Origin of the sequence: Leptolyngbya sp. FACHB-711 (assembly GCF_014695615.1) — a bacterium.
In the GTDB taxonomy this organism is placed as follows: domain Bacteria; phylum Cyanobacteriota; class Cyanobacteriia; order Elainellales; family Elainellaceae; genus Leptolyngbya_A.
Map to the genome: position 1 here is coordinate 1 of NZ_JACJOR010000367.1, position 11,641 is coordinate 11,641.

Genomic DNA, 11,641 nt, shown 5'->3' on the forward strand with positions numbered 1-11,641 from the left:
GCCAGCTCCATCAACCAGTAGACCTGCTGAATGACCACCTGGAATTATATCTATGCTCCTGCCGTACCACTCTACCTTCTTCAACGTCAATCGGATACTTGCAACAATGCCTAAATCAGTAGACGTTATATGAGGACTGTGACCCTCGAATTGAGTTTTGGTGATCCTTGTAAATATAGAACCGATAGGAATGTCCTCACCGATGTTTCTTCCCACTATTCTTCCAGATCCATCAACGGCATCAACTTGGAATTTCATAGTGTTATCTATCTAAGTCACCCAACGACAAAAGCCAGCAGTTGTCACCTCCTGACTATTGCGATAAGCGATCGCCTTTTCAGTGCTTTCGGACTCAGCGGCAATCTCCAAAAACGAGTGTAAAGGCTTTGTGCGGAGCCCGCTCCTAAATAACTAAATACAATTCACCTCTCAAGCTGCTGATTGTCACCATTCGGTTGACAGTTACTTTCACACTGAAGGGGCGAAGCACATGGTTTGCTAACGTCAAAGTTGTGCGGCGGCAGATAACCTCGAACTCTCACCGATAACCTCTGTGCCGTCCGCACCAACGAAGTGTTGGGCTGTGTCTGCTAAATCAATCTACAAACCTAACCAATCTCGCAGGGATTGCTCAAGCTGGTCAGCATCAACCCTAGCCAACTGACCGATCACTTTGATCACCAAACTTTCATGTACTGTGTACACGCCTCTTTTGACTGCGGTTACTACGTTCAATCCTGCTGCTGCCCACTCAGACAACACAAACTCACCTGCTATTAGTGAACCTGTTTTGCTTGTCAAAGGAGTAATGAGCATGCCTTGAGACGAATGCGATGTGCTAACTACAACAGCAGGTCTTACCTTTGAATTCGATAAGTCTGAGAAGGGATAGCGCACCAGTATCACATCATGCTTGGAGTAGCTGGGCATACACATCATCCTCAGCATTGTCCCAAACCACATCAAGGGATGTTTGGCTTGCTTGTAGCCAAAATCCAGCCTCATCGTCAGGTAAAACTGTTACCAGCACCCTTACCCCTTCTGGGAGTTCTGCTGATTCCAGCAGCTCAATTTTTCCTTGCCGAACCGTAGCCCAAATCGTTTTTAGCATATCTTTTGCATGAGACCATGCCTTGATTTTATGCCGTAATTCCTATTTGTGCGATCGCCTCGCTAATACCCTCAAATTGATGCTACATAGACAATCTCAAAGTAGATTAGCCTTTGATACTCACAAATAATATTGCTGTACCGTCCCCACCATGATATGAAGCAGGTCAACTATGTAATTAGACAGAATTAGTTCGGGCTATCTACCCTATAGAGGCAATTAGGCTGAATGAATTCCGTCTAATCACTCCAATCGGACATTAGCCCGACATGGTTTCCGTATAATCCTCCTGATTCCAGCCATTAGCCCGAATCCTGAGAGCGTTTCTTCGGTCTGTTTTTGCCTTTTATTCTGCCTAAGATCCTAAAAAGGAAATTAGCCCAAATCAAGGGTATTTCGATCGAATTACAGCCTAGACCACGGCTGTTTCTAATCAATCACGATTACCCTGAAGGGGGAACTGCTTCGCATCGCCCCAAACCTCAGTATTGCGATCGAAGAAAAACTTTGGTATCCGCCAACGGGACAGCGCATTCTGCTCTAGGTTGCGTCAACAACTAGCTCTCATGTTCCCCTAGTTCCGCAAGTCGCTTTACGGTGTCCAGCGTGTCAATTTCAGACACAGGTTTATCGTCACGAATTCGTAGGATGCGGGGAAAGCGGAGGGCGTAGCCGCCTTTGTGTCGTTTAGAGGGCTGCACGCGATCGAACGTCACTTCCAGCACGATCTTGGGTTCGACGGTTCGCACTTTGCCGTGAGCGAATTCCTGAATAGTGTGCGCTTTGAACCAGTCAGACAACTGCTGCACTTCTGCATCGGTGAGTCCAGAATATGCCTTGCCGACATTGAGTAAGGTGGGATCGGTTTCGCTGGCGCGGACGGCAAAGGTGAAATCGGAGAGAAAGCGGCTGCGCCGTCCGGTTCCGACTTCGGCAGCAGTGACGACCACATCAAGCGTGGCGATCGCCCGTTTAATCTTCAGCCAGTCTTTGCCGCGACGGCCGGGTTTGTAAGGCGCGTCCAGTGCTTTTACCATCAAGCCTTCGTTGCCGCGATCGCGTGCCGCCAAAAATTCTGCATCTAGTGCGGTCACATCAGCACAGCGTTTGTTGAGGGCACGTCGCAGGTGGAAGGTGTTTAAGCCGAGGTTGTCCAGGATTTGCAGCCGCTTAGTGTAAGGTTCGTTAATTAAAATTGCGCCGTTTTGGTACAGCACATCGTAAGCGACAAATGCGACGGGGATCTTAGTCAGCAGGTCTTCGGTCAGCGTTTTTCTGCCGAGTCGCTTTTGCAAGACCTGGAAGGGCAAGATGCGCTCGTTCTCGATTGGCACAATTTCACCGTCTAGAATTAAGCCTGCTTGCGGGTCGTGGGTTAGCGCAAAGCTAAAGGACGCAATGGGGGGCAGCAAGTCAGGGAAGGTCTGGGTGATCTCGTCTAGTGTGCGAGAAAAGAGAGCAATTCGAAGATCGCCGTAGGGCGTACCGTGCAGCGAGGCTTCGTCGGTGTAAATCAATGGCGCAAGGTGAATCTGTGCCCGGATGCCGTCATACTTGTCCTCAACTGCAAACTCTCCGGGCAAGAGCCGTGCGACTTCTGCTAGGTCTTCCGCCGGACTTGCCAGCATGAATTTGATCGGGTGAAACAGCTCCATTTGTGCCTGGTCAAGCTGTCCCTGTCGCGCCAGCACTGCGGTTTTGCCGATGTCGCCCAGCAGCATATTGACCCACTGAATGCGATCGACAGGTTCCTTTGCTAAGCGGGCGATCGCATCTTCGACAGCTCCTTCACGTAGACCAATTCGTAGATCACCAGAAAGCAACTTGATCAGGTATTTGGCTTCGAGTCGAGTCGCGTGGCTGAGCAACTGCACGATCCATTCTTGCTTGCGCTTTGTGCCTTTGATCTGCACAAGCTGTTCCAGTGCCAGCGCCAGATCTTGCAGGGAAAGGGAGGGAGGCTGGTGGGTGATCCAGACCTGCGCGGCAACATCTCCCAAATCACCAAGCTGTACGAGCTGCGGCTTTAAAGTTTCAGCATCGATTCCGGTAACGATCGCCAGAGCAGCCAGTAAAGTAGCTCCGCCGATATTGAGCGTCCGCTGGTCTTTCAATGGAAACACTGTTCCTGCCAAATAACGCGCCGCCAATTCCAGATCAGTATCATCCAGACTGCTGAAGTATTGCCCCAAAAGCGCAGCTTTTTCTAATCGCTTAGCTGTGCCGTTGACCTGCTCCGCAACCTGGGCAAATTGCAAAAACGAGCCGACGACTCCATCGGTAGAAGACTGCTCCACAAAGGCTCGATCGCTTGGCAAGGAATTCAGGTTTTGGGGAGAAATGCTTGAGGAGGTCATGGTGCTGGATTAAAGCCGTTACCCACACCGTAGCACGCTCATTTTCGGTGAAATCGCCGCCGACCTTGCATTCCTGCCTGAGAGAGATCAGTAGAAAAACCCAGTCCCTCTCAAGGTGTAAATTGATACCCTGCAAAAGTCAGAGATAGTGATTCACCTTAGACCCGCAAGGGTCTTTTTTTTGCATCTTAAAAGTCACCCACTGCAATCGCTCGCTGCAACGAGTTCTAAAGAAGGGACTTTCCATCAAAAAGCTCAACGTCGAGGTTCAGGATATCCACCTCATCGATACAGCCCAAATTAACGCGATAGTGTCCGGGAAAGCGAAACGTTTCGTGAAACGTATAGATCCCACAGTGCTTACAGAACTGGTGTTTTGCCTTTCCTGAACCGAAGGTGTAGGTCGAGAGCGAATCCGGTGTTGCCTGAATCTGAAGCTCTGAAGCGGGGTAAGCCTCAGCAGACATCAGGGCTCCTTTTCTGCGGCAGATGGAGCAGGTGCAGCGCATCCCCCGATCGATCGCAGCCGATCGCAGGCTAAATTTCACTGCACCGCAATGACAGCTCCCCGCGTATTCTCTCAATTCTCTGGATTGCTCCATTTATCTTTTCGACGGCTTCTCTAGATTCTCAACGCCTTCATTTTTTGCACGGCTTCCACCACTTGATGCGGCTGCACGATCGTCAAATTCTCCAGCGTACCGTTATAAGGTGTGGGAATATCTTGCGAAGCTAAGCGCAGCACCGGGGCATCGAGTTCGTCAAAGAGGCGATCGTTAATGGAAGCAGTTAGCTCTGCGCCAATCCCACCCGATTTCATGCATTCCTCGACGATGATCACGCGATGGGTTTTGCTGACGGATTCGCCGATCGTGTCAAAGTCCAGCGGCTTCAGCGAAATCAGGTCAATCACTTCCGGGTCATAGCCCTGCTGCACCAGCGTTTTCACCGCAGTCATGACGTGGTGACGCATCCGCGAATAAGTGAGAATCGTGACATCCTTGCCGCGCCGCACGATTTCTGCTTTGTCTAGCGGCAGGACGTATTCTTCTTCGGGCAGGTCTTCTTTCAGGTTGTAAAGCAGAACGTGCTCAAAGAACAGCACCGGGTTATCGTCCCGAATGGCGGCTTTCAGCAAACCTTTGGCATTATAAGGTGTAGAGCAGGCAACCAGCTTCAGACCGGGAACACCCTGGAAGTAAGCCTCAAGCCGCTGCGAGTGCTCTGCGCCAAGCTGACGACCCACACCACCTGGACCACGAATCACCATCGGGATCTTGTAGTTGCCGCCAGAAGTGTAGCGCAGCATTCCGGCGTTGTTGGCAATCTGGTTGAACGCCAGCAGCAGAAAGCCCATGTTCATGCCTTCGATGATGGGGCGGAGTCCGGTCATTGCGGCTCCCACTGCCATGCCTGTAAAGCTGTTTTCGGCGATCGGCGTATCCAGCACGCGCAGATCACCATATTTCTTGTACAAATCTTTGGTCACTTTATAGGAGCCGCCATAGTGACCCACATCTTCACCCAACACGAAGACAGAGGGATCACGTGCCATTTCTTCATCGATCGCTTCCCGGAGGGCATTAAAGAGAAGGGTTTCTGCCATGAGCGGAATTTACCTAAGAGTGCAAGTGCCAAACGATATCCAGCCTACTATCTTATCTGGTGAAGGGGACAGATATGCAAGCCATTATACTGGCTGATCCCGGTAGGAACGGTAAGGTAGAAACTTTTGAGGCAGCCTTGCATAGAAGCAGCAAAGATTTCGCCGTCTTCCGGGAGCGGTGGCTCAAGCTAGGGAAATTTAGATTTGTGGATAAATCTATTTATGGATAAATCTATGGATTAAGTCATGCTTTGCTCAACAGGATCGCTGGGATCGCTGAAGATAAAATTTCTGAGCAAATTAACTCTAGTGTGGCATGCCTACCAGGCTAGATCTGAGTTATGGTCGGGGATAGAGTTTGCATGGCGCGGGACGTTCATCGAGTGGTGTGAGGGTATGAGAATTAATTTGCAGGTCTTGTCGCTGCGGTTTGTGGCGTTAGCACTGGGGGCACTACTGGCAGTTCTGGTGATTGGCAGTATTGAGGCGATCGCCAGAGTAGGGTTTGCGAGTGGTCAACTCTCCGGTGGTGCGGGTCTGGTTGAGGCGGGAGAAAATTCGGCAGCTTGGTCATCCTGGCAGCTCATGCCACTTACCGCAATTCCTGCTCCGTCTCCGGTCCCGGTGGTGCCCGCTCCTCCCAACCGTTTGCCCAATCGTTCTTCCAGACCTGCGGCTCGTTCGGCAACTCCTGCTCCTGCGGCTCGTCCGGCAACTCCTGCGGCTCGTTCGGCAACTCCTGCTCCGGCGGCTCGTCCGGCAACTCCGGCAGCTCGTCCGGCAACTCCTGCTCCTGCGGCTCCGGCGATTTCTGGATACCAACCCCGCCAGCAGATTGCTCCGGCTAATCCAACCAACTATGGCGATCGGGTGAGCCACGATGTATTTGGCAGACCTGTGAACAATGCGCCCATCATTGTGCTGCATGAAACCGTGGGATCAGCCGATAGCGCACTTGAGCTATTCCGCGCCGCTCACACCGATGAATCCAGGCAAGCTAGCTATCACAGCATTATTCGGCTAGATGGCACGATCGTTTATGTGGTCTCGCCTGAGAAGCGGGCATTTGGAGCCGGAAACTCAGCCTTCAAAGGTCCAAACGGACTAGAAGCCGTCAAAACCCATCGCCAGTTTGCGCCCTCGGTCAATAATTTTGCCTATCACATTTCCCTCGAAACCCCCGAAGACGGAGAAGACAACCAGACCACCCACAGCGGCTATACCGACGCGCAGTATCAATCTCTTGCGTGGCTCGTCGCCCGCACTCCGGTTCCGGTTGAACGCATCACCACTCACCGTGACGTCGATCGATCGGAATCCCGCATGGATCCTCGCAGTTTCGATGGCAATAAGTTTTTGAGGCTGTTAGCGCAGTATGGCGATCGATGAGTGAGTCGGTGAGGATGCCAATCTGAAATGAGGTCTGAAATGAAGTCGAGCAGAATGGAGGCGGAGTAAACTCTTCCAGTCTGCTTGATTTCTAACTCAAGGGAAAATGCGGAATATCGATTGGTCGATCGATCGTCTACTTGCTCTGATGCCTGAATTGGGCATGAAGTGTTAGTCTAATTGCCGAAATTGGTCTGTTATTTCGACTTTGTGCAGCCTAATGTACTCGATAGGGATCTTAGGCAGAAATCGGTCTAATATCTATATCAGAGAATTAGACGGAAACACTCAGTCTAATCAAGAGTTAGACCTAACCCGACACGTTCGTTAAAGTTGTTTGTTTTTAGCTGAGATTAGGCAAGCAAAGGTATTTTGCTTCGTTCAGGACTGAACGACATAGAAATCGAACTGAGAAGTCGCGCTGGGCTACTTGCTTATAGCACACAGGGAAAATTCTTGAAAAGTGTAAAGTGAAGTGTAAAATGGGATTGTGGGCATTCTTATAGATATATGAAAACAGCAGTGCAGAAAATGAGTCTTGCGCCCGTGTTCTACACACTGGCTCAGGTACAATTTAACCCAATTGCCCAGATGTCAGATTATGTTGCCAAGTTGCAGGAGCACTTGCGCCGAAGCGGATTTCCTGATTTCCGAGCCGAAAATCAATTTGAACTCACAATTCGCCGGCTGGACGAAGCAGAACCTGATGTTAAGCCTACGCAGCATATGCGCTGGAGCTTCACGAATACTCAACGCACTGAAGGATATTTATTACTCTCGAATGCCTTGGTTTTTCACACTACTACATACGATACCTTTGCAGATTTCTTAAAAAAGGCCCTCTCTGGTTTAGAACTAGTTCACGAAATTGTTGAGTTGGCTTATGTTGAACGGATTGGACTGCGTTATCTTAATGCTGTTACCCCGATAGGTAACGATACCCTACAACAATATTTGAACCCATCTCTGCTTGGCTTTTCTGCAAATCTAGAGGGTCGTCTAAGTCATAGCTTTACCGAAACGGTCACAGTTATTGAGGATGGTAACTTAGTTGCTAGAGCAGTTATTACAGATGGGGCATTAGCTTTATCACCTGACTTGTTTCCATTACAGCTCGAACTGCAAGCCCGATTTGCAGAAATTAATGGTCGGAATGCTGTGTTAGATACTGACTATTTTGTTGCTAAGCGAAACAGTTTTAATCTCATAGAAGTTGAAGAGCAACTTCAGAAAGCACATGGCATTATCACGAATGCTTTCAGGGTTGCGGTAACTGACTATGCTAGAGAAAAGTGGGCTTAAGAATATGAATACAATGACAAAACCATATCCCAAAGCTCCTCTTTATCCTATAAAAACTAATAGCCCTCATCGAGCTATCGTAATTGCCGTCCCTATATTGATTTGGACAGCAGGTACTGGTGGTGTTATGACGCCACATGGTACAACTGAGGTACTAAATCGATTTTACGATCCACGTATACATATCGAACCTTCTAGGGCAAAGCAGATTGATACGAGATCGCCTGCTGAGCATGTTGCTAATATCCGTGATGTATTTGCTATAAGTATGTCTGATTTAGCCTCTGTTTTAGGGGTCACTCGTCCTACGGTCTATGCTTGGTTGTCAGGACAAGAGCCAAAGGGAGAAGCAGTAATACGTATTCAGCAATTGTCCCGCGCTGCTGATAAATTTCATCAAGCAAACATCATCCGTCTAGATAAGTTAGTAAATCGTCCAATTTTAAACGGACGTTCCTTGCTCGATATACTTAGAACAGATGAAGACCCTGTAGAGGCTTTAGCTACCATCAAGGCAATAGCCGATAAGGAAGCTCAGACCCGTCGTGAACCTAAGGGTGTTGGCAAACACTTGAGATCGCTCGACGATGTGTTAGGTGAATCTTCTGTGGCTATCCATGAGAGGAGTTAGTGTTAGAAATGCCTTGGTCCCGAAACACCAGATGGCGACAGGGTAGCGTCCTGACTGGGAAAGACTTTCAGGCAGTAGGCTTGACCGATATGCCTGATACTGCTCTAGCTATAGCAATATCTCACGATTGTGATATCGCCAATGACAATCTGGATGCTGAACCTGCTGTAGAATTCATCTTTGCTCGTATCTTGGAGCAAAGCAATGGGAATTACACACATGGGAAAAATCCGCGCGTTTTACACTTAGATTACACAGACGGTGAAAAACCTGTTTCCCTCGAACTGCTCTCTTCAAAAAGATTGATAGTACAGAAAGATAAGCTTGAGGCAGTTCAGCCTGATGATACTTATAAACTCACTCATTCTCGGCAAATTCTTCAAAGTTGGTTGGCTGCTAGATATCGTCGCCATGCTCTACCGAACAGCCTCGTTGATAGGCTTCGTGAAGTTTTCGCATACATTGAGAAGAAAGGTAAGAAAAATTCTTCTGGAATATTGTCTTTCCGTCTTTCTTATGATCCCGAAGATGAACTTCCCCCCGAAGAACCGTATGAACTCTGGCTCAACATTGTTTATATCACTGATAAGGATGATTACCGCCCAATGTCTGAAGATGTTGCACAAAGCTTGAAAACAGAATTTCCAAGGCTTTTAGAAAAGACAAAGGATTGCGGCAATGTGATTTTACGCAAGTGCGAAGCGATCTCTGAAATGGAATTCACACTCCGCGATATGCGCGAAACGGTTGAATACCATCTCGAACACTTAAGTTATCGCACTGAGCCTTCGGGACCAGTAATTTAGATAACTGTGTAGGAATAGGATCGCAAGTTGACAAAAATGCAAAAGCAATCGAGGTATAACAACACCCATGCACACCGACCGCCGAGAGTTGATCGGTAAGTTGCAAAGGTTATCTGCGGCGGGTGATGGGCAACGTTAGCGAAAAACGATCGATGGGTGAAAACTTACAGAACAAAAGCATCGCTTCACCCACCGACTCACCTATCCACCTACACCAACTTCTCCATTGCCCGCGCCACAGCCCCGATCGCTTGCTCTACTTCATCCTCTGATACCACCAGCGGCGGCACAAAGCGCACCACTTTTGGACCTGCCGGAACGAGCAGTAAGCCTTCCGCGATCGCAGCATTCACAATTTGAGGAGCAGTTAGTTCGGCATCAGAATTGATCACCATCCCGTTAATTAAGCCCCAGCCGCGTACTTCGCTGATGATAGTGGAATATTGAGCGGCGATCGATCGCAGTCCGGCTCTTAGCTGCTCTCCGCGTGCCTGGACTTGAGCCAGCAAATTTTCCTGTTCTAGCGTCTGGCAGACCGCAAGGGCAACGCCGCAGGCAAACGGATTGCCGCCAAAGGTGCTGGCATGATCTCCGGGCTGGAAGACATCGCAGAAGGATTTGCACAGCATTGCGCCGATCGGGATGCCGCCACCGAGTCCTTTCGCAGAAGTGAAAATGTCTGGTTCGATGCCCAGATGCTCATAGCCCCAGTATTTACCCGTGCGCCCCATACCGACCTGCACTTCGTCAAGGATCAGCAGAATGCCCTTCTCGTTGCAGATTTCGCGAATGCGCTGGAAATAGGCAGCTTCACCGGGACGCACACCGCCTTCGCCTTGCAGTGCCTCCAGCATAATGGCGGCGACCTGCGCTTCGGACTGATCGAGGAGGGCGATCGCCTCTTCCAGGGCAGTAATGTCGTTGTACGGGACGTAGTAGAATCCCGGCATCAGCGGGTCAAAGTTTTTTTGATATTTCGGCTGCCCGGTGGCGGTGATGGTGGCGAGGGTGCGACCGTGGAAGCTGGCGTGGGCAGTGAGAATGACAGGGTTCTGAATGCCGCGCACGGTATGGGCGTATTTGCGGGCGAGCTTGATTGCGCCTTCGTTGGCTTCTGCGCCGGAGTTGCAGAAAAACACGCGATCGGCACAGGAATGATTGACCAGCCAGTTTGCCAGCTCGCCTTGTTCGGGAATGTAGTACAGATTAGAAACATGGTGCAGCTTCTGAATTTGCTGCGTCACGGCATTCACCATTGCGGGGTGAGCGTGTCCTAAGGTACAGGTAGCAATTCCGGCGACAAAATCCAGATACTCGCGCCCTTCGGTGTCCCACACGTGGCAGCCTGCCCCACGCTCCAGGGTCAGCGGAAAGCGGGCATAGGTAGCCATCACATAGCGATCGAAGGTTGCCGGGTCAGCAGCCGTAGAATTTGCTGTCGGATTGGGCATCAGGGCGAGATCTGAACTCACGAATTGCTCCTTGCAGGTAGAAGTTGGGTGGGCAGTTGGGAAGCTCATCCGCTGCACAGATTCAGTGACTTGTTCAGTGACTTGCGAGCGCAACCAATGAATTTCCCTGTCTCAAGTCTTTGATCTTAAGCCACAGTTCCTAGTATTACCAGGAACGATCGATTGTTTTTAGCCGATCGTTGACATTCTGGACTGCGACTTGGATCTGCGCTCCTAGCTCCTTCAGTAGGGCTACGGTGTAACCAGAACCTTTGCGACCTTTTACACAACCCCCGACACCATCAGCAGTTGCGCTACAGTCAAAAAGAGATTTGACGCACGACCGCTCCTTGTTTTAATCCGCGCAAAATATGAATACAGAATCCTTGCGAATGCAGGCAGTCCAGTCTCCGGTGATTCCAATCGTTGGAGATTTAATTCGCAGCAATCCCGGTACGATTCCGCTGGGGCAAGGGATTGTGTTTTATCCGCCGCCACCGCAAGCGATCGAGGGCATCAGCGAGTTTCTTGCGAATCCCAACAATCATCGCTATCAGTCAATCGAGGGCATTCCGCCGCTGCTGGAGACGATCGCCCGCAAGCTGAAAACTGATAACGGCATCGAAACTTCAGACGCGAATCGAATTGTGGTGACGGTTGGCAGCAATATGGGTTTCGTGAATGCGCTGCTGGCGATCGCAGATGCGGGCGATGAAGTAATTCTGCAAACGCCTTTTTATTTCAATCACGAGATGGCGATTCAGATGGCGAACTGTGCGGTCGTGACGGTTCCCACTGACGCAAATTATCAGATTGATCTCGCTCGGCTCGAGGCAGCAATTACGCCAAAAACAAAGGCGATCGTCACGATTTCCCCCAACAACCCGACCGGAGTCGTTTATCCCGAAGCAACTTTGCGGCAGGTGAATGCCCTGTGTCGCGATCGCGGCATTTATCACATCACCGATGAGGCTTATGAATATTTCAC

The 11,641-nt window shown here is 49.9% G+C and carries 12 protein-coding genes; 5 read left to right on the plus strand and 7 right to left on the minus strand.

Going from position 1 to position 11,641, the window contains the following annotated elements; translation table 11 throughout:
* The 6 genes from H6F80_RS29450 to H6F80_RS15215 all read right to left on the minus strand — a co-directional run.
* Window positions 1-258 (minus strand): hypothetical protein (locus H6F80_RS29450; protein ID WP_206755075.1); only part of this gene is annotated, 258 nt, incomplete at its 3' end.
* 342 nt (window positions 259-600) lie between these two features.
* Window positions 601-930, minus strand: a complete 330-nt coding sequence (locus H6F80_RS15195; protein ID WP_190792372.1) for a type II toxin-antitoxin system PemK/MazF family toxin — start codon at window positions 928-930, stop codon at window positions 601-603.
* Window positions 908-1,111 carry a hypothetical protein gene (locus tag H6F80_RS15200; RefSeq protein WP_190792373.1) on the minus strand — a complete coding sequence of 68 codons (204 nt, stop codon included), beginning with the start codon at window positions 1,109-1,111 and terminating at the stop codon, window positions 908-910. Before H6F80_RS15200 ends, H6F80_RS15195 begins: the two co-directional genes overlap by 23 nt.
* A gap of 557 nt (window positions 1,112-1,668) precedes the next feature.
* Complete coding sequence (locus H6F80_RS15205) at window positions 1,669-3,468, minus strand: ATP-dependent DNA ligase (protein WP_190792374.1); 1,800 nt, start codon at window positions 3,466-3,468, stop codon at window positions 1,669-1,671.
* A 227-nt stretch (window positions 3,469-3,695) separates the two neighbouring features.
* Window positions 3,696-4,070 carry a GFA family protein gene (locus H6F80_RS15210; protein ID WP_190792375.1) on the minus strand — a complete coding sequence of 125 codons (375 nt, stop codon included), beginning with the start codon at window positions 4,068-4,070 and terminating at the stop codon, window positions 3,696-3,698.
* Between the two features lie 20 nt (window positions 4,071-4,090).
* Window positions 4,091-5,074: an alpha-ketoacid dehydrogenase subunit beta gene (locus H6F80_RS15215; RefSeq protein ID WP_190792376.1), complete on the minus strand. Its 984-nt coding sequence runs from the start codon at window positions 5,072-5,074 to the stop codon at window positions 4,091-4,093.
* Between the two features lie 396 nt (window positions 5,075-5,470).
* Here H6F80_RS15215 and H6F80_RS15220 point away from each other — a divergent pair, with 396 nt between their 5' ends.
* The 4 genes from H6F80_RS15220 to H6F80_RS15235 all read left to right on the plus strand — a co-directional run bounded on the left by H6F80_RS15220 (window position 5,471) and on the right by H6F80_RS15235 (window position 9,202).
* Window positions 5,471-6,463 carry an N-acetylmuramoyl-L-alanine amidase gene (locus H6F80_RS15220; protein ID WP_242067381.1) on the plus strand — a complete coding sequence of 331 codons (993 nt, stop codon included), beginning with the start codon at window positions 5,471-5,473 and terminating at the stop codon, window positions 6,461-6,463.
* Between the two features lie 510 nt (window positions 6,464-6,973).
* Window positions 6,974-7,765 (plus strand): TIGR04255 family protein, encoded by a 792-nt coding sequence (locus H6F80_RS15225; protein WP_190792377.1) that lies wholly within the window; start codon window positions 6,974-6,976, stop codon window positions 7,763-7,765.
* Window positions 7,766-7,769: 4 nt separating this feature from the next.
* Entirely contained in the window at window positions 7,770-8,396 is a 627-nt protein-coding gene (locus H6F80_RS15230) for a hypothetical protein (protein ID WP_199296598.1), read from the plus strand.
* 89 nt (window positions 8,397-8,485) lie between these two features.
* Window positions 8,486-9,202, plus strand: coding sequence for a hypothetical protein (locus H6F80_RS15235; protein ID WP_206755076.1), 717 nt, complete (start codon window positions 8,486-8,488; stop codon window positions 9,200-9,202).
* Window positions 9,203-9,411: 209 nt separating this feature from the next.
* Here H6F80_RS15235 and H6F80_RS15240 read toward each other — a convergent pair whose 3' ends face one another.
* Entirely contained in the window at window positions 9,412-10,674 is a 1,263-nt protein-coding gene (locus H6F80_RS15240; RefSeq protein ID WP_518523592.1) for an aspartate aminotransferase family protein, read from the minus strand.
* A gap of 350 nt (window positions 10,675-11,024) precedes the next feature.
* On the opposite strand from H6F80_RS15240, the gene H6F80_RS15245 reads away from it, so the two are divergent.
* Window positions 11,025-11,641: aminotransferase class I/II-fold pyridoxal phosphate-dependent enzyme (locus H6F80_RS15245; RefSeq protein WP_190792379.1), on the plus strand; the 617-nt coding region annotated here is incomplete at its 3' end.

Excerpts from the sequence above, each read along its gene's own strand:
- H6F80_RS15195 (WP_190792372.1), bottom strand. The coding sequence starts at position 930 with ATGCCCAGCTACTCCAAGCATGATGTGATACTGGTGCGCTATCCCTTC.
- H6F80_RS15230 (WP_199296598.1), top strand. The coding sequence starts at position 7,770 with ATGAATACAATGACAAAACCATATCCCAAAGCTCCTCTTTATCCTATA.
- H6F80_RS15235 (WP_206755076.1), top strand. The coding sequence starts at position 8,486 with ATGCCTGATACTGCTCTAGCTATAGCAATATCTCACGATTGTGATATC.
- H6F80_RS15225 (WP_190792377.1), top strand. The coding sequence starts at position 6,974 with ATGAAAACAGCAGTGCAGAAAATGAGTCTTGCGCCCGTGTTCTACACA.
- H6F80_RS15205 (WP_190792374.1), bottom strand. The coding sequence starts at position 3,468 with ATGACCTCCTCAAGCATTTCTCCCCAAAACCTGAATTCCTTGCCAAGC.
- H6F80_RS15215 (WP_190792376.1), bottom strand. The coding sequence starts at position 5,074 with ATGGCAGAAACCCTTCTCTTTAATGCCCTCCGGGAAGCGATCGATGAA.
- H6F80_RS15210 (WP_190792375.1), bottom strand. The coding sequence starts at position 4,070 with ATGGAGCAATCCAGAGAATTGAGAGAATACGCGGGGAGCTGTCATTGC.
- H6F80_RS15220 (WP_242067381.1), top strand. The coding sequence starts at position 5,471 with ATGAGAATTAATTTGCAGGTCTTGTCGCTGCGGTTTGTGGCGTTAGCA.
- H6F80_RS15200 (WP_190792373.1), bottom strand. The coding sequence starts at position 1,111 with ATGCTAAAAACGATTTGGGCTACGGTTCGGCAAGGAAAAATTGAGCTG.